Raw genomic sequence first — 22,433 nt, 5'->3', positions numbered from 1 at the left:
CGACGGATCGAGATGATCCGCCGGGCCCGGCGCGTTCCAGGGAGCTACGACTTCGGTTGGGTGAGGTCGTAGAGGGTTACCCCGTCGACCGTGGTGGCGGTGTAGTTCGCCGTCACCCAGGCGGTGATCGCCGAGCTGGTCGACTCACTTTTCCCGCCGGGACCACCGCGGCCACCGGCGACGAAGTAGTGGATCTTTCCGTCGGCCACGTACTGCTGGAACTGTTCGAGGGTGGGGGACGGGTCGCTGCCGTTGAAGCCACCGATCGGCATCACGGGCAGCTCGGTGGCGAGCTGGTACCCGGCGGCGCTGTTGGAGCCGACCGCCGCCGCGACCCAGGTGTACTCGGTGCCGTTCGACTCGAGCAGGGTGACGATCTGATCGCTCGGACGTGAACCGCCCAGCAATCCACCCGCGCCGCCCATACGCTGGTCACCGCCGTTCGTGCCCTGCGCGGAACCGTCCGACGCTGTCGCGCCCCCTTGCCCTTGCATGCCGCCGTCCGACGGCATGCCGGTCGGCGCGCCCATCGCCGTACCGTCCGGGGGCGTACCGCCGGGTGCGGCTGCACCATCCCTGGCGCCGGGTCTGCCATCGTCCCCGCCTGGACGCATACCGGGTCCGCCCATTCCGTGCATCCCACCGGAACTCGGTCCAGCGGACGGAATCGAACCGGAATGCGCGGACGCGAGGGTGTCGACGGAGTAGGCGATCGGCCCGGCGAGCCCGATGAAGGCTGCGGCGAGCGCGGCGACCACCGACTGCTTGCGCGTCAGCGGGAACACGAAGGCAACGGTGGCGACAACACCGACGACCAGAATCGCCCATCGCAACCAGGGTAGGAAGGAAGCACTGCGCGACAACAACATCCACGCGGTCGCCGTGGTGAGCCCGATGGCAAGCGCGCCCGCGCACCGCACCCACAGCCGATCCCGCGCACCCCAGATCTGCACGGCCCCGATCCCCACCAGCGCCGCGACAGCAGGCGCGAGCGCCACCGTGTAGTACTGGTGGAAGATCCCCGCCATGAAGCTGAACACCAACCCGGTGACGAGAAGCCAACCGCCCCAGAGGATCAGCGCGGCCCGACGTCGATCGGCACGCGGCGCGCGACCACGCAACACGAGCCCGACCACCAGCGCGAGCAACGCCGCCGGAATCAACCACGCGATCTGACCGCCCTGCGCGGGTTCGAACATCCGGGTGATCCCCGTGCTGCCCCACATCCCGTTCCCGCCGGCGGGTAGTTCACCGCCTGCCCCGACGCTGCCGGTCTCGTTGCCGTTCAACCGCCCGAGTCCGTTGTAGCCGAGGGTGAGTTCGATGATCGAATTGTGCTGCGACCCACCGATCCACGGCCGGAAACTCGCGGGCCACAGCTCGACCGCGAGCAACCACCAGCCCGCCGCGACAACCATCGCCGCACCGGCGGCGAACAGCTGCGCGATCCGCTTACCCAGCTTCGGCGGCCCGCCGATCAGATACGTCAGCGCCAGGGGTGGCACCACCAGCAGCACCTGCAACTGCTTGGCGAGGAACCCGAATCCGATCAATCCGCCGGTGAGCAGCAACCAGCGCCAGCGCCCATCCGCGACCGCACGCGTCATCGCCCACGCGGCCCCGATCATAAGGAATACGAGCAGCGCGTCAGGGTTGTTGAACCGGAACATCAGCACCGCAACGGGAGTCACCGCGAGAGCAGTGCCCGCGATCAACCCCGCCGCCGGTCCGAACGACCTGCGCACCGTCGCCCACAACAGCGCGACGCTCGCCACGCCGAGCAGGATCTGCGGTACCAGCATGCTCCAGCTGTTGAGCCCGAACAGCCGAACCGAAAGTTCCATCACCCACAGCGAAGCGGGCGGTTTGTCCACGGTGATCGAGTTGGCGGCATCGGAGGAACCGAAGAAGAACGCCTCCCACGATTGCGAACCCGCCTGTATCGCAGCGGCATAGAAGTCGTTGGCCCACCCGTTGGCACTCAGATTGATGAGATAGGCGATCAGCGTGCCGAGCAGGAGCGCCGCCAAAGCGGGTCGTTCCCAACGCTTTCGGTTCGGCTCGGCGTTCACGATGCCGGTGGGTGACGACGGGGCGATGGTCGTGGTCATCGGCGCACCCCCAGCGCGCTCATGCGGGCTGCCGACCCGACCACCGGGGTGACAGTGGCATCGTCGACGCCCGCGTGCCGGAACACCCAGCGCAGACCCACGAAACGAGCAAGCGTCGCAACGAGATTGGCGGTGATCAGCACGGTGAGCTCCACCGCGACGGGAGCGTCGGGAGCCCAACGGTGCAGGGCGAACAGCGACCCGCTGGTGATCGCCAGCCCGAACGCGAAGATGGCCAAGCCCTGGAACTGATGCGACACCGCGTTGCCGCGTCCGCGTACACCGAAGGTGAACGCCCGATTGGCGGCGGTATTGCCCACCGCGGTGATCAGCAGTGACACCAGATTGGCGCCCTGGCTGCCGACCAACGGCTGCAACAGCAGATACAGGGCGATGTAGGCGAGCGTCGAGGTCACCCCGACGATCGCGAACCGCACCAGCTGGCCGACCATGCCGAGCGGCACCCCGGCCACCAGCGGCTCACGCCCGACGGCGGCCCGCAACTCGTCCACGGGAAGCGCGCCGGTGGTCAGTGCCTTGGTCAACCGCCAGATCCCGCGCAGATCCTTGCGCGCGGTATCGATGATGTCGACCCGGCTGTCCGGATCGTCGATCCAGTCGACGGGCACCTCGTGAATCCGCAGACCCGCGCGCTCGGCCAACACCAGCAGCTCGGTATCGAAGAACCATTCGCCATCGCGCACCAGCGGCAGCAGCTCGCGCGCCACCTCGGTTCGCACGGCTTTGAATCCGCATTGCGCATCGGAAAAGCCCGCCCGCAGCGTTGTTTTCAGCAACAGGTTGTAGCAGCGGGAGATGATTTCGCGCTTGGGTCCGCGCACCACCCGCGAAGACGAGTCGAGCCGGGTGCCGATGGCGAGGTCGGAATGCCCGGACACCAGCGGTGCGATCAGCGGCAACAGCGCGTTCAGGTCGGTCGACAGGTCGACGTCCATGTACGCCACCACCGCCGCGTCCGACCCTTCCCATGCGGTCCGCAACGCCCGCCCACGCCCTTTGGCGTCCAGGTGCAGTACCTGGACGCCGTCGAGCTCTGCCGCGAGCAGCTCGGCCACCGCGAGGGTGGCGTCGGTGCTGGCATTGTCGGCGATCGTGATGCGAGCCGTGAAGGGGAATCCGGCGCGCAGATAGCTATGTAATCTCCGCACGCACAGGCCGAGGTCGACCTCTTCGTTGTAGACGGGTATCACTACGTCGAGCACCGGCGCGCGGCTGCTCTGCATGGCCTTCTGCTCGGCCTCGGTCTGAGTCATGACACCCAGACTCGATGGCCGCGCTGCCACCGAGCTGGGACCGAGCTGGGAGGTTGCTGGGGATCGTGATCAGCCGCGACGCAGGCGCAGCACGCTGTCGACTCGCTGGCCGACCACACCGTCGGGGCTGGTCGACGGGGTGTGGACCAGTTCGGTGGTCTCGGCCTGCCACTCGGGTCCGAGCTCGAGCTGCTCGAGCACCTGCTCGATGGTCGGGAACACATGGGCGTGCATCTCGCTGGGGGCCCAGCTCGGCGCGGCCGCGTGGGCGCCGATCACCAGCACCCCACCCGGCGCGACGGCCGCCGCCGCACTGCGCAGAATCCCGGCCCGCTCGTCCGGGCGCTCCACCGGCGAGTGCAGGAACTGCGCGGACACCAGGTCGAAGGTGCCCGCCGGGAAGCTCGCTTGGAGGTCGTGGCGATCCCACACGATCGTCACCCCGGCCTCGGTGGCCCGCCGCGCACCGCGCTCCATCGCGGTCGCGGAGATGTCGACCGCGGTGACCTGCCAGCCGCGCTCGGCCAACCAGATCGCGTCGGCACCTTCGCCGCAACCCAGGTCGAGGGCCGTCCCGGGGGTCAGCTCGGCGACCTCGCGGACCAGAAGGGGGTTCGGGTTACCGGTCCAGATCTGCTCACGGTCGCGGTAGAAGTCTTCCCAGAACTCTTCGGCGTTCGCCACGGTCTCGGTCATCGATGCTCCTGGTCAGTCAGGGTGAACGGATCATCCGATAGTGCATCGGCACCCCTGATTACTGCCAGAAACTTTGCTGTTTCAGCAAATGTGTTCCCGCTCTCGGTGGGGTGCGTAACCCGCGGTACGGCCCGCCCTAGTATTACTACCGTGACGCGCGGTTACCCCAAGACGGACGAGGCGCCGCGTCGTCGTGTCGACGCGCGGACCGAACGCTGGCGCGAACATCGCGTGCAGGTGCGCATCGAGTTCGTCGACGCGGCTTTCCGGGCGCTCGATCAGGTCGGGCCCGATGTGAGCATGGGCGATATCGCCAAGGAGGCCGGTGCGGCCAAGCCGAAGCTGTATCGCCATTTCGAGGACAAGACCGACCTCTACAACGCGATCGTCGACCGCCTGCGCGACATGCTGTGGGAGCGCGTGCTCACCAGCGTGAATCTCACCGACGACTCGATCGCCGAACTCGTCCACACCGCGGCCGCCGAGTATGTGGCGGTGGTGTCGGCGCACCCGAATGTCTTCCGGTTCATGCTGCACAGTCATTTCAGCCAGCAGGCCAAGGAAACCGAACGCGCACTGGTCGCGGCCCGTCAATCGGCGAGGCGGGCAGCGGAATTCTTCGCGGGCCTGCTGCCGACGGAATCGATCGACGTGACCGGGATCGAATTGGTGAACTATTCGATTTTCGGTGCGGTCGCCTCGGCCACGGACTGGTGGCTCGGGGCGAATCAACGCGAAGTATCGGCGATGCCGGTCGAGCGCTTCGTCGACTATCTGGCCGAGAGCATCTCGGCGCTGGCACAGGCGCACGCCCACTTCAATGGAGTGAAGATCGACCCGTCGAAACCCCTGCGCGACGCGTTCTGTTCCGCCTCTCCGTGACTTCTAGCCAGACTCAGGCAGTGTCGGACTTGCGTCGGCGGCCGGCGGGGCTGATCCATCGCGCCCGACACGAACTCCGTTGTTCTCGCCGATCACGCCTTTGGGGTCGGCGGGGGGTGCGATGGGTTCAGTATGAACCTGGGCACCGACAAGTTCGCGACGCCACGCTAGGCGTTGGTGTGGAGTCTCCAGAGTGGTGAGACGGGCCCGTGACCTGCGCCGAGGTCGTACGAGGCGGCCAGGCAGCGGTAGGTCCACTCCTTGGCGAACTCCACCGCGTCGGGCACCGAGTAGCCGTTGGCCAGCGCGCTGGCGATCGCCGCGGCCAGGGTGTCGCCGCCGCCGTGATCGTTGCCGGTGGCGATGCGCGGCGCGGTGAACTCGCGGAAGGTGTCGCCGTCGTAGAGCAGATCGGTGCTGAACTCCGACGCGCGCAGGTGCCCGCCCTTCACGATCGCCCACTGCGCGCCGAGCGCGTGCAACGCCTCGGCGGCTTTGCGCGCGGTGGCGTCGTCGATCACGTCGATGCCGGTGATCAGGCGCACCTCGTCGAGGTTCGGGGTGACGACGGTCGCGAGTGGAATCAACGTATTACGCACTGCCTCGAGGGCTTCGGCGTGCAGCAGCGGATCCCCGTGCATGGAGGCCGCGACCGGATCGACCACCAGCGGGATGGTGCCGTCGCGGCCGATTCCCAGCTCGCGACATACCTCGGCGACCGCTTCGATGATCGCGGTGGAGGCGAGCATGCCGGTCTTGGCCGCGCCGATGCCGATATCGCGAACGACCACCCGCACCTGATCGGCCACCACCTGCGCCGGGATCTCGTGAAAACCGCTGACGCCCACCGTGTTCTGCACCGTCACGGCCGCCACCGCCACGCACGCGTGCACCCCGCACAGCGCCATGGTGCGCGAATCGGCCTGGATGCCGGCGCCGCCGCCGGAGTCGGTGCCCGCGATGGTGAGCGCGCGAACGGGGGTCTGACCATCGGGGGTCAGCGGCAACATCTTCACGCCCCAACCCTACGGCCGCGCACGCCGCCGCGAGACCCCGCCCGCGCACTGCAAATGAAAACCATTATCATTAACTCTCGTGACCAATACCCTGACACCTCTGCCCGTCACCGTCCTGTCCGGCTTCCTCGGCGCGGGCAAGACCACGCTGCTCGATCACATCCTCGCCAACCGCGACGGCCGCCGGGTCGCGGTCATCGTCAACGACATGAGCGAGGTCAATATCGACGCGGCGCTGGTCGCGGGCCAGGGGCACCTCGACCGCACCGAGGAGAAGCTGGTCGAGCTCACCAACGGCTGCATCTGCTGCACCCTGCGCGAGGACCTGATCGAGGCCGTCGCCAGCCTGGCGCGCGCGGGCCGCTTCGACCAACTGGTGATCGAGTCGACCGGTATCTCCGAGCCCATGCCGGTGGCGGCCACCTTCGACTGGGAGTTCGACGACGGGTTCCGACTCGGTGACATAGCCCGCCTCGACACCATGGTCACCGTCGTCGACGCCTCCACCTTCCTGGCCGAACTGGTTCGCGGCCAGGCGCTGGCCGACCGCGATCTCGCGGCGGGTGAGGGCGACGGGCGCTCGATCGCGGATCTGCTGGTCGACCAGGTGGAGTTCGCCGATGTGCTGCTGATCAACAAAACCGACCTGGTCAGCGCGAACGCGGCGGCCACCGTCGAGGCGACCGTGCGCAAGCTCAACCCTCGCGCCCACGTGCTGCGCACCGAGAAGAGCGTCGTCGACCTGTCCGAGGTGCTCGCCACCGGCCGCTACAACCCGGAGGTCGCCGCCGAATCGGACGGCTGGGCAGCGGAACTGGCGGGCGGACATACCCCCGAGACCGAGGAATACGGGATCAGCAGCATCACCTTCGTCGCCGATCGTCCCTTCCATCCGCAGCGCCTCGCCGACGTCTTGGCGCAGCTGCGGGGGATGTTGCGCAGCAAGGGATTCTGCTGGATCGCGAGCCGCCCGGAGCTGGCGGCGATCTGGTCGCAGGCCGGACCGAATATCACCTTCGAACCCGGCGCGTGGTGGTCGGAACTGGAAGTGCCCGCTGGACAGGAACTCGTGTTCATCGGGGTGCGTCTCGACGCGCCCGACGTGCGGCGCCGACTCGACGCCGCGCTGCTCACCGAGGTGGAGTTCGCGGCGGGCGCGAACGCGTGGACCGGCTACGCGGATCCGTTCCCGGCCTGGGCTGACTTGCACGTGCATCACTGATTGGCATCTTTGGTGCGCGTATCACACTGCGCTGGTGCATGATTCGAATGGGCCGCGACCCACGCACCGATGAGGGGAGCGTGGGCCGCGGCACCTGATCGAATCAGGCGAGCCCGTTGAAGAACTCGCGGATGTCGTTGACCAGCACCTCGGGCGCCTCGTGCGCGGCGTAGTGCCCGGCCGCGTCGTTGGCGCCGCCCTTGCCCGAGCCGGCGTCGTAGGAGTTCCAGCTGACGATCTTGCTGTGGTCACGCTCGGCGAACCGGCGGATCGACTGGAAATCGCCGGCGAACATCGCCAGCCCGGTCGGGACCGTGGTCGGTTCGGTCGGCTGCTCGGCGGCGTGCGCGTCCTCGTAGTAGAAGCGCAGCGACGAACCGGCCGTCCCGGTGAGCCAGTACAGCGCCACGTTCGCGATCACGAACCGCGCGTCGAGCGTCTCGCCGAACAGCTGCGCGTTCCAGCCGAGCAGGCCAACCGGGGAATCGGCCAGCGCGTAGGCCAGGGTCTGCGGCTGCTGGCTGTGCAGGGTGTTGAACGCCATCTTGTTCTCGTGGAACCACTGAAGATGTTGCAGCGCGGCCATATCCGCCTCGGAGAGGCCTTCGAATTCGGCCGGGTCGCCGGACGGGAACGAGAACAGCTGGGTGACGTGCACGCCGATCACGTTGTCGGGCGCGATCCGGCCGATCTCGGGGGAGACCATCGAGCCGCCGTCGTTGCCGATGGCGCCGAAGCGCTCGTAGCCGAGGCGCGCCATCAGCTCGACCCAGGCGCGAGCGGTGCGGTAGCGGTTCCAGCCGGTGCTGCGGGTGGGGCCGGAGAAGCCGAAACCGGGCAGCGAAGGGATGACCAGGTGGAAGGCGGGCTGATCGGCCGATTCCGGCTCGGTGAGCGGCGCGATCACGTCGAGGTATTCGAGGATCGAACCGGGCCAGCCGTGGGTGAGGACCACCGGCGTCGCATCAGGGCGCGAGGAGCGGATGTGCAGGAAGTGGATGTCCTCCCCGTCGATCTCGGTGGTGAACTGCGGGTAGGCGTTGAGCTCGGACTCCAGCGCGCGCCAATCGAACTCTTCGAGCCAGTACTCGGCGAGGCTGCGGACGCGACCGGCCGGGACCCCGTAGGCATCGCCGACGCCGGGCAGCTCGTCCGGGAACAGCGCGCCACGCAGGCGGCCGGCGAGATCGTCGAGCTGGGCCTGCGGAACTGCGATCCGGAACGGGGTGATGGTGGCCATGTCGACTCCTCTTATTGAAACGGAATGTTTCGTTCTGTTCCAAATATAGCAGAACGGATCGTTCCGTTTCAAGTGGTAGCCTGATATTCATGCCGAAGCAGAACGAAACCGCAGATCAGCCACGCTTGCCCGGCCGTAAGGCGCAGGCCGCGCGCAACGACGGACTGATCCTCGACGCCGCCCGCGCGGTGTTCCTCGACGATCCGAACGCGCCGATCGCCGCCGTTGCCGAACGCGCCGGGGTCGGGATCAGTGCGCTCTACCGGCGGTATCCGAGCAAGGAGGTGCTGCTGCGCACGCTCTGCCACGAAGGGTTGCGCCGTTTCAACGCCGAAGCCGATGCGGCACTGGCGGATTCGGACGGTTGGCGCGGATTCGTCGGATTCCTGGAACGGGTCGTCGAGGCCGACGTGCACTCGCTCACCGCGCGCCTCGCGGGCACCTTCACCCCCGACGAATCGATGTTTCCCGACGTCATGCACTCGGGCGAGGTCGGCGAGGAACTGGTTCGCCGCGCCCACGCGAGCGGACGTCTGCGCCCCGACATCGACGCACTCGACCTCGGCCTGATCCTCGAGGCCTGCGCCGCGATCACGATGCCCGACCCGGTGCGCACCGCCGAACTGCGTCAACGGGTACTGGCGGTGATAGTGGACGGGCTCACCGCCGAGGGTGATCTGCCCGGGCCGCCTCCCGCCCCCGGAGAATTCGCGTGGCGGTGGGAACGCAAGTCCTGATCGGCTCGGAGCTGGCAGACTTGGCGCGTCACCCCGGACTACAACGCGGAGGCGCGTAGTGAACTGGACTCTGGAAGTTGTGATCGTCCCGGTCTCCGATATCGACCGGGCCAAGGATTTCTACGCCAACCGGCTCGGCTTCACCGTCGACCACGACTCGGTGATCTCCGACGACGCGCGCATCGTGCAACTCACCCCACCCGGCTCGGGCTGTTCGATCGTCATCGGCAAGGGCGCGGTGCCGGAGATGCCGCCCGGCTCGCTGAAGGGCCTGCAACTCGTGGTCCCCGATATCGAGCAGGCACACGCGGAGCTGGTGGCGCGCGGGGTCGAGGTCAGCGAGGTGCAGGAGCTCGGCAAGAATCCGCGGCCGGTCCCGCACCCGCTCGACAATGTCGGCTTCGTCTTCTTCAGCGACCCCGACGGCAATGCCTGGGCTGTGCAGCAGATCTCCAGCAGAGCCGACAAATCCTCGAGCTGATTCGAACCCTGTCGGTATACCGCTTCCGGCGGGCACCATGCTCGCATGCTGTTGGAGAGGCCCACCGAAACCGACGAGCGACGGATCCCGCTGTACCGCCGCCCGGGGTTCCTGCGTGCGCTCTCGCCGATCGCGCTGTTGATCATCTGGCAGCTCGCCAGTACCAGCGGCGCGATCCCCGCCAAGAAGCTGCCCGCTCCGTCCGCGGTGCTCGACGCGGGTCTGGAAACCTACCGCTCCGGCCAGCTCACCGAGGCCCTGTTGGTCTCCGGCCAGCGCGCGCTGTACGGCTTCGCGCTCGGCGCGGTGCTCGCGCTGGTGCTCGGCGTGCTCGCGGGCCTGAGCAAGATCGGTGAGTACGCGGTCGACCCGCCGTTGCAGATGATCCGCACCATCCCGCTGTTCGGTCTGATCCCGCTGTTCATCATCTGGTTCGGCATCGGCGAGGAACCCAAGGTCTACCTGATCGCGCTCGGCGTGTTCTTCCCGCTGTACCTCAATACCTTCTCGGGCATCCGCCAACTGGACCCGAAACTGCTCGAACTCGGCAGTGCCCTGCACCTCGGACTCGCCGAACGCCTGCGGCTGCTGGTCCTGCCCGGTGCCCTGCCGCAGATCCTGGTCGGCGCGCGCCAGAGTCTCGGCATCGCCTGGCTCTCGCTGATCGTGGCCGAACAGATCAATGCCAGTGCGGGACTCGGCTTCGTCGTCAACAACGCTCGCGAATTCCTGCGCACCGACATCGTCGTGTTCGGCCTGGTGGTCTACAGCCTGCTCGGCCTGCTCACCGACTCGATCGTGCGACTGCTCGAACGCCGCGCCCTGCGCTGGCGCCCGGCGGTGCACCGCTGATGTCCGCCGCCACCTCCGCCGACCACGGGATCCACCCTTTCCCGGTGGTCGGCAGGCCCGCCACCCGCCGCCGTTCGATGACGAGGTTCCCATCATGACCGCTGCCGCCGCCACGACTGTCACCCCCATCTCCGCTCGGTCGGCCCGAGTCCCCGCCGCGCGAATCAGCGGTCTGAGCAAGCGATTCGGTGAACGAACCGTGCTCGACGGCATCGATCTCGAGATCGGCGCGGGCGAGATCGTCGCGCTGGTCGGACGCAGCGGATCGGGCAAGTCCACCCTGTTGCGCATCCTCGGCGCACTCGATACCGCTACTCGCGGTGAGGTTTCCGTCGAGGGCAGGCCGACGATCGTCTTCCAGGAAGCACGGTTGATCCCGTGGCAGCCGGTGGTGCGCAATGTCGCCCTCGGCAGGCCGAAGCCACGCAATCGACGTGCCGACGAGAAAGCCGCCCGCGACCTGCTCGCCGAAGTCGGCCTCGCCGGTCGCGCCGACGCGTGGCCGCTCACCCTGTCCGGCGGTGAGGCCCAACGTGCCGCGCTGGCGCGGGCATTGGTGGCCGAGCCGACCCTGCTGCTGCTCGACGAGCCCTTCGGCGCCCTCGACGCGCTGACTCGGCTGACGATGCACGACCTGCTCCTGCGCCTGCACGCCCAGCGCGAATTCGGCGTCCTGCTGGTGACCCACGATGTGCTCGAGGCGATCACCCTGGCCGACCGCGTCCTGGTCCTCGACGACGGCCGAATCGCCGCCGACGTGTCCATCGAGCTGCCACGCCCACGCACCGCCGCCGCGCCGGAAGTCGCCGAATACGCGACGCAACTGCTCGCGCTGCTCGGCGTCACACACTGAACCCCTCCGCACCGACGCACGAAAGTTGTTCCAGTGAAACGCAATCCGATGTCCCGTCTGGCAGGCCTCGCGCTCGCTGTTGCCGCAACGCTCACGCTGAGCGCCTGCGGTGACGACGCGGCGACCGAGAGCGCACCCTCGGGTCCGGTCGACCTCAGCACCGTCACGCTGAAAGTCGGTGATCAGAAGGCGATTTCGATCGAGGTGCTGCTGAAGGCATCGGGACAGCTGGAGAACCTGCCCTACAAGATCGAATTCTCCACCTTCACCGCCGGTCTGCCGCTGGTCGAGGCGGCGAGCGCGGGCGGCATCGACATCGCCCAAACCGGCAACACCCCGGTGATCTTCGGCGCGGCCGCCGACGCCGACATCAAGATCGTCGGCGCGCTCTCGGCCACCGGCAAGGGTGACGCGATCCTGGTCGGCAAGGACTCGACGATCGCCTCCGTCGCGGCGCTGAAGGGCAAGAAGGTCGCCGTCTACAAGGGCAGCTCGGCCAACGCGAACCTGCTGCTGCAACTGCAGAAGGCGGGCTTGTCGCTGAGCGATGTCGAGCCGGTCTACCTCGCCCCCGGCGACGGCTACACCGCGCTCACCCGCGGTGACGTCGACGCCTGGGCCACCTGGGACCCCTACACCGCCATCGCGGAAAAGGAGATCGGCGCCAAGTCGATCGCCACCGCCGACCAGGCCGCCAACGGCTACAACTTCTGGGTAGCGGGCAACAAGACCGTCGCCGACGCGGGCAAGTCCGCCGCTCTCGCCGACTTCTTCCAGCGCTACGCCGCCGCCACCAAGTGGTCCTCGGACAACCTCGACACCTGGTCGACCAAATACGCCGAACTGACCCAGATCAGCGTCGACGCCTCCCGCACCACCTGGACCCGCTCGATCAAGGAGCCGATCAAACTGACCGACCAGGTCATCACCTCCGAACAGGAGATCGCCGACGCCTTCACCAAGGCCAAGGCCATCCCCGGCAAGGTCGACTTCAAGTCCTTCGTCGACACCCGCTTCGACAAGGCGTAACCCTCACCGAATCACCGCGGCGCCGTCGAACCCTTCCGGATCGGCGGCGCCGCTACGCTTTTCCGAACGCGAGCGCGACGTTGTGGCCGCCGAATCCGAACGAGTTGTTGAGCGCGTAGTCGATCCGCTGCGGTCGCGGCGTGCCCGCGACGATGTCGAGGTCTATCGCTGGGTCAGCGTTGTCGAAATTCAGAGTGGGCGGGACTATCTGCTCGCGCAGGCTCAGGATCGTGAGTACCGATTCCAGCGCGCCCACCGCCCCGATCGAATGACCGAGCGCTGATTTCGGCGCGTACACCGAGGCATCGGGAGTGACCGCGGTGATGGCCGCGGCCTCGGAGGCATCGCCCACCGAGGTCGACGTCGCGTGCGCGTTCACATGGTCGATATCGGAAATCCGCAGCCCCGCTGTGTGGATCGCCTTGCGCATGGCGCGCGCCGCGCCGGCGCCCGCCGGGTCGGAGGCCACGATGTGGAAGGCGTCGGAGGTGATGCCCGCGCCGAGCACTCTGGCGTGGATCCGCGCACCACGCGCTGTCGCATGCCGCTCGGATTCGAGCACGAGCAGCGCGCCCGCCTCGCCGAAGACGAATCCGTCGCGGTCGCGGTCGAACGGCCGGGAGGCGCGCTCGGGCTCGTTGTTGCGGGTGCTCATCGCCCGCATCATCGCGAAGCCCGCGATGGGAACGGGGTCGATGTGACCCTCGACCCCGCCGGTGACCACCACATCCGCCTCGCCGGTGCTGATCAGCCGCCACGCGTGTGCGATCGCCTCCGACCCCGACGAGCAGGCCGAAACCGGCGCGAAAACCCCACCCTGCGCGCCGATTTCGAGTCCGACCGTGGCGGCGGGTCCGTTGGGCATCACCATCGGCACGGCCAGTGGAGAGACCTTCCGGTAGCCGCCCGCCCGCATCGCGTCGACGGCATCGATCAGCGCGTCCCCGCCGCCGAGGCCGGTACCGATGGCCACGGCCAGCCGCTCATGGTCGACTTCCGGCGTGCCCGCCGCCCGCCAGACCTGTCTGCCGAGGGTGAGGGCCATCCGTTCGACATAGGAGTGCCTGCGCTGCTCGATCCGCGTGAGCTCGGCATCGGGCGAGGTGACCAATGGCCCGCCGATGCGCACCGGCAGATCGTGTTCGGCGAGGAATTCCGTGGGTAGCGCACGGATTCCGCTCTCGCCACGCAGCAGTCGCGACCAGGTCTCGTCCATGGTGTCGGCCAGTGCTGTGGTCGCCGCGTACGCGGTCACCACGACGCCGTCCCGAGTTTCTGAAGCGATCGGTACAGTCATGATGTCATGAATACCTGTAGCACTCGCTACAGTCAACCCATGGCCCGTCCTCTCGACCACCGCAAGCGCGCCGAGATGCTGGCCGGCGTCGTCGCCTATATCGCGTCGCACGGCTTGGCCGAGCTCTCGCTGCGACCGCTGGCCGCGGCGCTCGGGACCAGCTCGCGCATGCTGATCTACTACTTCGGAACCAAGGAAGAACTGCTGGTCCAGGCTTTGGCGACACAGCGACCCGACCTTGCCGCGCTGTTCGCCGACATCGTGGAGCCCGCGCAGCTACTCGAGCGGCTGATCGGCTTCTTCGACTTGAATTCCGATGGTGCCGAAGCCGACAGCGTGCGGGTGCTGCTGCAGGTGCTCGGTGCCGCGTGTGCCCCCGGCTCGCCGTACCAGGACTACGCCAACGCCGCGATCGCCACCTTTGTCACCGAACTCGCCGCCGCGCTCCGCCGGACCGGGCTGGCCGAGGATCCCGAGGTGGTGTCTACGCTGCTGGTCTCGGGATTACGCGGCATCATCCAGGACCGTGTGATCACGGGCGACCGGGAACGCACGGGCCGCGCCGCGCGCACCCTCATCGAGGCGGTCCTGCCCGGCTGAGCACCCGTCGGTGATCGGCCCGAGTCGCCTTCGCGTGCTCGGATCGCGGCCGGACCTGCCGCGAGCGTTGCGGGGCGGGCGCCACTGTTGTGGGTAGCTTGTCGTCAACGGAGTCGAGGGCCGAGCGGTCGGTGAGGTGGCCAGGGTGAGCGAAGCGCGGGACGAGTCCTACGGATCGGTGCGCTGGGTGATGCTCGGGGTGTTGTGCGCCAGCCTGTTGCTGGTGGCGATGGATGCCACGATTCTCAATGTCGCGTTGCCGTCGCTGATCGAGGATTTGCAGGTCGGGCCGCTGGAACAGCTGTGGATCATCGATATCTACGGGCTCGTGCTCGGCGGACTGCTCATCACCACCGGTGCGCTCGGTGACCGGGTGGGGCGAAAGCTGTTGTTCATCAGCGGGTTCGTGCTGTTCGGCATCGCTTCGGTGGTCGCGGCCACCGCCGGGAGCGCGGCCCAGTTGATCGGCGGGCGGGTATTGCTCGGGATCGGCGGTGCGATGGTGATGCCGTCGACGCTGTCGCTGATCCGCAACATCTTCACCGACGTGCGCGAACGCACCATGGCCATCGGGATCTGGGCGGCGGTCGCCGGTGTCGGCGCCACGGTCGGGCCCATCGTCGGTGGGTTCCTCGTCGAGCACTTCGGGTGGGCGTCGGCGTTCTGGCTCAACGTGCCGGTGGTGGTCGTGACGGTGGTGGTGGGGCTGTGGGTGTTGCCGGAATACCGTGCGCCGCAGGCGGGCCTGGACTGGTTCGCCGCGGCGCTGTCGGTGGCGGGCATTGTCTGTCTGGCATGGGGCATCAAGCACCTCGCGAAAGGTGGAGCGAGCGAGGTGGACTGGGCGATCCTGCTGATCGGCATCGCCGCGCTGGCCTGGTTCACCCGTCGTCAGCTCACCGCTACCGACCCGCTGCTCGATGTGCGGCTGTTCCGCAACGGCGCGTTCACCGCGGCGGCCGTCGCGACGCTGGTGGCCATGATGGCGATCGGCGCGGCCATGTTCCTGATCTCGCTGTGGCTGCAATACGTCCACGGCTACAGCCCGTCGCAGGCGGGCATCCGGATGTTGCCCGCCGCGCTCACGCTGCTCACCGCCTCCCTGCTCACGCCGTTTCTGATGGAGAAGTTCGGTGTCCGCGCGGTGCTCGGTTTCGGTCTCGGCGCTGTTGCGCTGGGCTTCCTGCTGTTGGCGGTGAGTCCGGAACCCACCACCTATCCGGTGGTGGCGCTGGTGCTGGTGTCGTTCGGTCTCGGCGACGGCATGGCCGTGACGGCGGCGGCCGCGGTCCTGGTCGGCGCCGTGCCCGCGGACCGGGCGGGCCAGGCGGGTGCGGTGGAGGAGACCAACTACGAGGTCGGTGTCGGTTTCGGCGTCGCCCTGCTCGGCAGCCTGCACGCCAGGATCTTCAGTCAGCACATGACGGGCCTTTCCGTCCCCGCCGACAAGCTGGACCAGGCGAGCGGTTCGATCGGCGGGGCGGCCGAGGTGGCCACCGACCTCCCCGAACCCGCCCGCGGCGAACTCGCCCATGCCGCCGGCCATGCCTTCGACGTCGCCCTCACCACTACGTCCTACATCTCGGCCGCCGTCGTCGCGGTGGTGGCTGTCGGCACGGTCTGGCTGGTTCCGAAAGGCTTCCGTGTCACCGGCGACCACGTGTGACACACTCTTGACGCAACCGATTGGTTGCAATACTCTGAGTTGCAACCAATCGGTTGCAACATATGAGGAGGCATCATGGGATTCCCTGATCAGATCGTCCGGACCGTCGAGCTCGCGCATCCGCCCGCCAAGGTATGGGCGGCCATCACCACCGCGGAAGGGCTGGGCAGCTGGTTCGGCAATACCGCCGAGATCGACCTGCGGCCGGGTGGCGACATGCGAATGACCTGGAAGGAAGGGTTCGCCGCCGACATACGGGTGGAGCGGGTCGAGGAGCCCTCGGTGTTCGGCTACACCTGGCCGATCAACGGACTGCCCGACGACGACCCGCGACGCACCTATGTCGAATTCAGCCTCGAGCCGGTCGGCGACGGCACCCGGCTGACCGTCACCGAGACCGGCTTCGCCCAGCTGCCCGACGAGGCGCACAAGGAAGCGTTCGAGGGCAATGTCGGCGGCTGGAAGAGCGAGCTGGGCGAGCTCGTCGAGTACCTCGATGCGGCCTGAGCTGGAGGACACCGCCGAACGGGTCTTCGTCGCGCTGGCCGATCCGAGCAGGCGGTCGGTACTGGCCGCACTCGCCGCGCACGGTCCGGCCACCGCGACCGATCTCGCCGATCGACTGCCCATCACCCGGCAGGCGATCGCGAAACACCTGGCCCTGCTCGCGGACGCCGGCCTGGTGATCGCGGAACCGGGGGAGCGGCGCCGCGTGCGCTACCGCCTCGATTCCGCCCCGATGCAAGTGGCACAACAATTCCTGGCCGCCCTGTCTCGTGACTGGGACGGCCCCCTCGACGCGCTCCGCCGGCATCTCGACGGCTGAGCCGGAAGGAAACGCAATGAGCGACAACGACTTCACCGCGACCATCACCGTCGACAAGACTCCCGACGAGGCTTTCGCGGCTATCAACAACGTGTGGGCCTGGTGGTCGGAGACCATCGAGGGCACTACCGGCACGGTCGGCGACAGCTACCTCTTCGAGGTCCCCGGCCTGCACCGCTGCACCATGACGACCACCGAATCGCTCCCCGGCGAGCGCCTGGTCTGGCACGTCACCGACTCACACCTGTCGTTCATCGCCGACACCGCCGAGTGGGAGGACACCGACGTCGTCTTCGAGATCACCGAGAACGCGGACGGCACCGAAATCCGTTTCACCCATGCGGGTTTGGTTCCCGCCGGAGAATGCTACGAGGTGTGCGCCAACGCCTGGGGCGCCTACATCACCAGCAGCCTGCGCGGCCTGCTCACCACTGGCGAAGGTGATCCGTTCCGGCGCACGAGCACCGGGGAGTCGGAGTTGCTCAAGCACGGCAACGCCGATTTGGTGAAGCCGCGTCCCTGATCAGCCCCGCGGCGCGATGAGCAGCGTCTGGGTGCTGCGCCCGATCGGCCCGGTCTCGTCGAACAGCGCGGATTCGGCGAGGCCGATTCCGTGCGGCTGCGGATGGGTCACCGCGTCGAGGCACACCCACTCGCCGACCGGCTGACGATGCAGGGTGACGGTGAGATCGGTATTGATGAACAGGTACTTCGACCAGTCGAGGACCGCGCTGACCCCGTTGCCCGAATCGGCGGCGGCCAGCGTGCGCTCCAGCGGACTCGGGGTGGTCCCCGCGACGATCGGGTACTTCAACCGGATCCAGCAGACCGCAGGTCCCGGCGCGGCGAAAGAGCCCGCGCTGAAGCGGTATTCGATGCCGGTGTGGAAACCGATCTCCTGATCGGACGGAAACTGCTCCGGCTCCGTCGCCGCGGGCAGCGGCCTGGTCCCGGTCGGCAGGAACTCGGCGGGCAGATCGAGGGCGGGCTCGGAGAGCTTGAGCCGCCACGCGTTGGCCTGCATCACCGGCCCGCGCTCCGACGACAAGGTCGCCTCGATCAGTTCGACACTGCGCCCCGACCGCACCACCCTCGCCTGCGCGGTGAGCGGAGCCAGCGGCACCGGCCCGAGAATCTCGACGGCGACCCGCCCGACCTGGAACCCCGGTCGCGGCTCACATCGCTCGATCACATGTCCGAGCAGCGCCGACGGTGGTCCCGCGTGCTGGGCGTCCGGCGACCAAGGGCCCCGGGTCAGCTCGGTCGAGAGGTATCGGTTCGGGTCCGCGGGGTCTTGGCGGTAGAAGGCATCGGCCACCCGGCCGACGTTACCCCGCGCGACGATCCGGGGCAGCCGCGGTGCTCCAGCGAGGGCGACGCCCGTCCGATCGCGGCGATCGGACGGGCGTCGGCGGTGGTGGAGCAGTGGTCAGGAGACGACCGGGAGGTACACCTTGCTGCCCTGGTCGGCGAACTCGGCGGACTTCTCGGCCATGCCCGCCTCGATCGCGGCCACATCGGTGAGCCCCTGCTTCTCCGCGTACTCGCGTACGTCGGCGGAGATGCGCATCGAGCAGAACTTCGGACCGCACATCGAGCAGAAGTGGGCGGTCTTGGCTGGCTCGGCGGGCATCGTCTCGTCGTGGTACTCGCGGGCGGTGTCGGGATCGAGCGACAGCGCGAACTGGTCGTGCCAGCGGAATTCGAAACGGGCCTTGGACAATTCGTTGTCGCGGTCCTGGGCGTGCGGGTGCCCCTTGGCGAGGTCGGCGGCGTGGGCGGCGATCTTGTAGGTGATCACGCCGACCTTGACGTCGTCGCGATTGGGCAGGCCGAGGTGCTCCTTGGGCGTGACGTAGCAGAGCATCGCGGTGCCCGCCTGGGCGATGATCGCGGCGCCGATGGCCGAGGTGATGTGGTCGTAGGCGGGCGCGATATCGGTGGCCAACGGGCCGAGGGTGTAGAACGGCGCCTCTTCGCAGAGCTCTTCCTCTAGCTTCACGTTCTCGACGATCTTGTGCATCGGCACGTGGCCGGGGCCTTCGATCATCACCTGCACGCCATAGGATTTCGCGATCTTGGTGAGCTCGCCGAGGGTCCGGAGTTCGGCGAACTGTGCCTCGTCGTTGGCGTCGGCGATGGAGCCGGGACGCAGGCCGTCTCCGAGAGAGAAGGTCACGTCGTACTTCGCCAGGATCTCGCACAGCTCACGGAAGTGCGTGTACAGGAACGATTCCTGGTGATGCGCCAAACACCAAGCGGCCATGATGGATCCACCGCGCGAGACGATGCCGGTGACGCGCTTGGCGGTGAGCGGGATGTAGCGCAGCAGCACGCCCGCGTGCACGGTCATGTAGTCGACGCCCTGCTCGCACTGCTCGATCACGGTGTCGCGGTACATCTCCCAGGTGAGCTTGGTGGGATCGCCGTTCACCTTCTCCAGCGCCTGATAGATCGGAACGGTGCCGATCGGGACCGGGGAGTTGCGCAGGATCCACTCGCGGGTCTCGTGGATGTTCTTGCCGGTGGACAGGTCCATGATGGTGTCGGCGCCCCAGCGCGCGGCCCACACCATCTTCTCGACCTCTTCGGCGATCGACGACGACACCGCCGAGTTGCCGATATTGGCATTGATCTTGACCAGGAACTTCTTGCCGATGATGGTCGGCTCCAGCTCCGGGTGGTTGTGGTTGGCCGGGATCACCGCGCGACCGAGGGCGACCTCGTCACGCACCAGCTCGGGCGAGACACCCTCGCGGGCGGCGATGAACCGCATCTCGGGGGTGATGATGCCCTGGCGAGCCCAGGCGAGCTGGGTCGGCGGGCCGTCGACGGAGGGGGTGTCCCATTCGTCGCGCAGTTTCGGCAGGCCGGCATCGAGGTCGATCACCGCGTTGTCGTCGGTGTACGGGCCTGAAGTGTCGAAGACATCGAAGCTGTCTCCGTTGGTGAGGTTGATGCGACGAACCGGGATGCGCAGGCCGTCTACCTCCTGGTAGTGCTTGACGCTGCCCTGGATCGGACCGGTGGTGACGGTGTCGACCGTCCTGTCAGAAGACGTGTTCGAGCCCACGGTATTTCCTCCCTACGCCGGCATTACCCGGTCAGGTTCATACGGTCGACGGCCCTGAACGCCCGATATGGGCTAGCCATCCTCTCAGCCCGCTGGTGCGAGCCCCCGTTGGTGTGAATTGCCCCGCCGACGTTACCCGCCGGGGATCGCGACCCGCCCGGGGACAGCCGGACGGGTCGCGCGCGAGGCTCGCTACACCGACGCCGAGTCGAGCTGCTTCGGCGCGTCGTGCGTGCTGTCCTCGGCCTCATGGAGCCCGAACTTGTTGTGCAGCACCACGAGCGGCTTCGGCGACCACCAGTTCCAGGTGCCCATCATCCGCATGAGCGCGGGGGCGAGCAGGCCACGGATCACCGTCGCGTCGCTGATCACCGCGAGCGCGCAACCGAGGCCGAACAGTTTCATCATCGACACACCCGAGCTGGCGACGCCGAGGAACACGATGCTCATCAGTACCGCGGCGGCGGTGAAGATGCGCCCGGTGCGGGCCACGCCCATCGCGACGGCCTCGGTATTGCCCTCGGTGGTCTTGGGCCCGGCCAGCCATTCCTCGCGAATCCGCGACAGCAGGAAGACCTCGTAGTCCATGGACGCGCCGAAGGCCAGGCTGAACATGAGGATGGGCATGGCCAGGTTGAGGGTGCCGGTGGCGGTGAAGCCGAGCAGCCCCGACAGGTGGCCTTCCTGGAAGATCCACACCATCGCACCGAAGGTCGCCGCCAGCGACAGGATGTTGAGGATCAGCGCCTTCACCGGCAGCACCACGCTGCCGGTGAACAGGAACAGCAGCACCAGCGTGGTGAGCGCGATCAGCGCGCCTGCCAGCGGCAGTTTGCCCGTGATCGCGTTGACCGAGTCCTGGTTCAGCGCGGCCGGGCCGGTGATCAGGGCTTTCGACGGGGCGGGCACGGTGCGCAGGGTGTCGAGCTGGGCGCCGCCCGCGTCGGAGTAGGGATCGAGCGTGGTGGCCACCGACAGGTAGGCACCGTGCTGGGGGTCGGTCATCTCCGGCACGCCCGCCGCCACCCGCAGGCCGTTGCGATACACCGCCGCGCTGCTGAGGACGGCCGGTACGTCGGGCACCTTGGACAGGTCGCGGGCGTAGGTCTCGAGTTCGGCTGTGCTGCCACGGAATTCGGGCAGCACGATGGTCGCGCTCGACGCGAGATCGGCAGCGAATTCGGTGCGAAGGATGTCGCCCACCTCACGACTGGCGACCTCGGTGGGCAGCGACCGGTCGTCGGGATAGCCGAACTGGACGCCCAGGAACGGCGAGCCGAGCAGCAGCAGGAACGCGGTGGTGGCCAGCGCGATCGACATCGGCCGCTTCATCACGCCGACGACCAGGCCATACCAAAACGTCTGACGCGGCGCCTTCTCCGTGCCCGGAGCCAGCCGGAACAGTCGGCGCATCGGTGCGCGCAGGTCGCCCGCGTCGATGCGATCGCCGACCAGGATGAGCAGGGCGGGCAGCACGATCACCGCGGCCGCCGCCGCGGCCGCGACCACGGCGATGCCCGCGTAGGCGAAGGACTTGAAGAAGTACTGCGGGAACACCAGCAGCGCCGACAGCGACAGCGCGACGACCAGCGCCGAGTACACGACCGTGCGACCGGCGGTCTGGATCGCGCGGGTCACCGCCGCGATCGGGGTCGCGCCCCCGGTCAATTCCTCGCGATACCGGCTGACGATGAACAGGCTGTAGTCGATCGCCAACGCCAGTCCGAGCGCGGTGGTCATGTTCAGCGCGAAGATCGACACGTCGGTGAGGGCAGTCAGCACGCGCAGAATGCCCAGCGAGGCCGCGATGGCGAACAGTCCGATCGCCACCGGCAGTGCGGCGGCCATGAGGCTGCCGAACACCAGTGCCAGCAGCAGACCGGTGATCGGGATCGCGATCGCCTCGGCGATGATCAGATCCTTGCTGATCTGGGTGTTGATATCGGCGAAGGAGGCGGCGAGCCCACCGGCCTTGATCGTGACCGGACCGCTGTCGACCTGGAGTTCTTCGGTCAGCTTCGCGGCCCGAATGGGCAGTTCGGCGTCGTCGCCCTCGATGCTCGCCAGGATCAGCGCGTGGTTGTGATCTTTGCTGAGCATGGCCTGTTCGAGATCGGGGCGCGCGGTCCAATACGACTGCACCCCGCTCACCTCGGGGTGGCTGCGCAGTACCGCGATCACACGGTCGGCGGCCTCGCGCGCGGCGGCGGAGTTCGCGACGTCCTCGGTGGAGACGTCGAGGACGTAGTTGGGCTCGCTACCGGGGAAGTGCTCGCTCAGGTATTGGCTGGCCTGCACGGAATCGAGATCGGCGGTGACGAACCCGCCCGATTTCATGTGCGAGTGCACCGTGGCGCCGATCGCGCCACACAACACCATCAGTAGCACTGCGACCGCGACCACCAACCGTGGTCGGGCAACGGCGGTGCGGGCGATTCTCGTCAACATCGTCGGTGCCCTCTGTTCGGAAACGTTCGAACCGTCACCGTATCCCCGATCGATTCCGCCCGATACCGCCTCGGGGTGGAGGTGTGTCGAGTATCATCTCCGCCCCAGGGTGGACGCGCGACAGCTCCGC

General features: G+C 67.8%; 21 protein-coding genes. 12 read left to right on the top strand and 9 right to left on the bottom strand.

Annotation, left to right across the window (positions count from 1 at the left end):
* Positions 1-44: 44 nt before the first annotated feature.
* The 3 genes from OHS03_RS26330 to OHS03_RS26320 all read right to left on the bottom strand — a co-directional run bounded on the left by OHS03_RS26330 (position 45) and on the right by OHS03_RS26320 (position 4,081).
* A complete protein-coding gene (locus tag OHS03_RS26330; RefSeq protein WP_328657792.1) occupies positions 45-2,111 on the bottom strand; it encodes a glycosyltransferase family 39 protein in 2,067 nt (688 codons plus the stop codon).
* The gene (locus OHS03_RS26325; RefSeq protein WP_328657790.1) at positions 2,108-3,385 is read right to left on the bottom strand and encodes a bifunctional glycosyltransferase family 2/GtrA family protein; all 1,278 of its coding nucleotides are present in this window, start codon (positions 3,383-3,385) and stop codon (positions 2,108-2,110) included. The genes OHS03_RS26330 and OHS03_RS26325 overlap by 4 nt, the downstream gene beginning before the upstream one ends.
* Positions 3,386-3,454: 69 nt before the next feature.
* Positions 3,455-4,081 carry a class I SAM-dependent methyltransferase gene (locus OHS03_RS26320; protein ID WP_328657788.1) on the bottom strand — a complete coding sequence of 209 codons (627 nt, stop codon included), beginning with the start codon at positions 4,079-4,081 and terminating at the stop codon, positions 3,455-3,457.
* A gap of 150 nt (positions 4,082-4,231) precedes the next feature.
* On the opposite strand from OHS03_RS26320, the gene OHS03_RS26315 reads away from it, so the two are divergent.
* Positions 4,232-4,963, top strand: a complete 732-nt coding sequence (locus OHS03_RS26315; RefSeq protein ID WP_328657787.1) for a TetR/AcrR family transcriptional regulator — start codon at positions 4,232-4,234, stop codon at positions 4,961-4,963.
* A gap of 167 nt (positions 4,964-5,130) precedes the next feature.
* Here the strand turns inward: OHS03_RS26315 and thiD are convergent, their stop codons facing one another.
* A complete protein-coding gene (gene thiD / locus OHS03_RS26310; protein ID WP_328657785.1) occupies positions 5,131-5,979 on the bottom strand; it encodes a bifunctional hydroxymethylpyrimidine kinase/phosphomethylpyrimidine kinase in 849 nt (282 codons plus the stop codon).
* Between the two features lie 91 nt (positions 5,980-6,070).
* Between thiD and OHS03_RS26305 the strand changes: the two genes are divergently transcribed.
* On the top strand, positions 6,071-7,201 hold the full coding sequence (locus OHS03_RS26305) for a GTP-binding protein (protein WP_482809851.1): 1,131 nt from the start codon (positions 6,071-6,073) through the stop codon (positions 7,199-7,201).
* 103 nt (positions 7,202-7,304) lie between these two features.
* Here the strand turns inward: OHS03_RS26305 and OHS03_RS26300 are convergent, their stop codons facing one another.
* On the bottom strand, positions 7,305-8,441 hold the full coding sequence (locus tag OHS03_RS26300) for an epoxide hydrolase family protein (RefSeq protein ID WP_328657781.1): 1,137 nt from the start codon (positions 8,439-8,441) through the stop codon (positions 7,305-7,307).
* 89 nt (positions 8,442-8,530) lie between these two features.
* Between OHS03_RS26300 and OHS03_RS26295 the strand changes: the two genes are divergently transcribed.
* The 5 genes from OHS03_RS26295 to OHS03_RS26275 all read left to right on the top strand — a co-directional run bounded on the left by OHS03_RS26295 (position 8,531) and on the right by OHS03_RS26275 (position 12,393).
* Positions 8,531-9,178, top strand: coding sequence for a TetR/AcrR family transcriptional regulator (locus OHS03_RS26295; RefSeq protein WP_328657779.1), 648 nt, complete (start codon positions 8,531-8,533; stop codon positions 9,176-9,178).
* A 58-nt stretch (positions 9,179-9,236) separates the two neighbouring features.
* Positions 9,237-9,659 carry a VOC family protein gene (locus tag OHS03_RS26290; protein WP_328657777.1) on the top strand — a complete coding sequence of 141 codons (423 nt, stop codon included), beginning with the start codon at positions 9,237-9,239 and terminating at the stop codon, positions 9,657-9,659.
* A gap of 45 nt (positions 9,660-9,704) precedes the next feature.
* Entirely contained in the window at positions 9,705-10,511 is an 807-nt protein-coding gene (locus OHS03_RS26285) for an ABC transporter permease (RefSeq protein WP_062986183.1), read from the top strand.
* 94 nt (positions 10,512-10,605) lie between these two features.
* Entirely contained in the window at positions 10,606-11,364 is a 759-nt protein-coding gene (locus tag OHS03_RS26280) for an ABC transporter ATP-binding protein (RefSeq protein ID WP_328657774.1), read from the top strand.
* A gap of 48 nt (positions 11,365-11,412) precedes the next feature.
* A complete protein-coding gene (locus tag OHS03_RS26275) occupies positions 11,413-12,393 on the top strand; it encodes an ABC transporter substrate-binding protein (RefSeq protein ID WP_407942524.1) in 981 nt (326 codons plus the stop codon).
* Positions 12,394-12,445: 52 nt separating this feature from the next.
* On the opposite strand, the gene OHS03_RS26270 is transcribed toward OHS03_RS26275, so the two are convergent.
* Entirely contained in the window at positions 12,446-13,690 is a 1,245-nt protein-coding gene (locus OHS03_RS26270; protein ID WP_328657770.1) for a KasA/KasB family beta-ketoacyl-ACP synthase, read from the bottom strand.
* Between the two features lie 39 nt (positions 13,691-13,729).
* Here OHS03_RS26270 and OHS03_RS26265 point away from each other — a divergent pair, with 39 nt between their 5' ends.
* The 5 genes from OHS03_RS26265 (at position 13,730) to OHS03_RS26245 (ending at position 17,305) form a co-directional block, all read left to right on the top strand.
* Entirely contained in the window at positions 13,730-14,290 is a 561-nt protein-coding gene (locus OHS03_RS26265) for a TetR/AcrR family transcriptional regulator (protein ID WP_062986189.1), read from the top strand.
* Positions 14,291-14,435: 145 nt separating this feature from the next.
* Positions 14,436-15,956, top strand: a complete 1,521-nt coding sequence (locus OHS03_RS26260) for an MFS transporter (protein WP_328657768.1) — start codon at positions 14,436-14,438, stop codon at positions 15,954-15,956.
* 75 nt (positions 15,957-16,031) lie between these two features.
* The gene (locus OHS03_RS26255) at positions 16,032-16,463 is read left to right on the top strand and encodes an SRPBCC domain-containing protein (RefSeq protein ID WP_056814881.1); all 432 of its coding nucleotides are present in this window, start codon (positions 16,032-16,034) and stop codon (positions 16,461-16,463) included.
* Complete coding sequence (locus tag OHS03_RS26250) at positions 16,453-16,782, top strand: ArsR/SmtB family transcription factor (RefSeq protein ID WP_328657765.1); 330 nt, start codon at positions 16,453-16,455, stop codon at positions 16,780-16,782. The genes OHS03_RS26255 and OHS03_RS26250 overlap by 11 nt, the downstream gene beginning before the upstream one ends.
* A 16-nt stretch (positions 16,783-16,798) precedes the next feature.
* Positions 16,799-17,305: an SRPBCC family protein gene (locus OHS03_RS26245; protein ID WP_328657763.1), complete on the top strand. Its 507-nt coding sequence runs from the start codon at positions 16,799-16,801 to the stop codon at positions 17,303-17,305.
* Here OHS03_RS26245 and OHS03_RS26240 read toward each other — a convergent pair whose 3' ends face one another.
* The 3 genes from OHS03_RS26240 to OHS03_RS26230 form a co-directional block, all read right to left on the bottom strand.
* Complete coding sequence (locus OHS03_RS26240) at positions 17,306-18,100, bottom strand: thioesterase family protein (protein ID WP_328657760.1); 795 nt, start codon at positions 18,098-18,100, stop codon at positions 17,306-17,308.
* Between the two features lie 111 nt (positions 18,101-18,211).
* Positions 18,212-19,855 (bottom strand): phosphomethylpyrimidine synthase ThiC, encoded by a 1,644-nt coding sequence (thiC, locus tag OHS03_RS26235; protein WP_328657757.1) that lies wholly within the window; start codon positions 19,853-19,855, stop codon positions 18,212-18,214.
* Between the two features lie 192 nt (positions 19,856-20,047).
* Positions 20,048-22,303 carry an MMPL family transporter gene (locus OHS03_RS26230; RefSeq protein WP_328657756.1) on the bottom strand — a complete coding sequence of 752 codons (2,256 nt, stop codon included), beginning with the start codon at positions 22,301-22,303 and terminating at the stop codon, positions 20,048-20,050.
* Between the last annotated feature and the right edge of the window lie 130 nt (positions 22,304-22,433).

Origin of the sequence: Nocardia salmonicida (assembly GCF_036142455.1) — a bacterium.
GTDB classification, from domain to species: domain Bacteria; phylum Actinomycetota; class Actinomycetes; order Mycobacteriales; family Mycobacteriaceae; genus Nocardia; species Nocardia salmonicida.
This window is presented reverse-complemented; position numbering and strand designations above follow the sequence as displayed.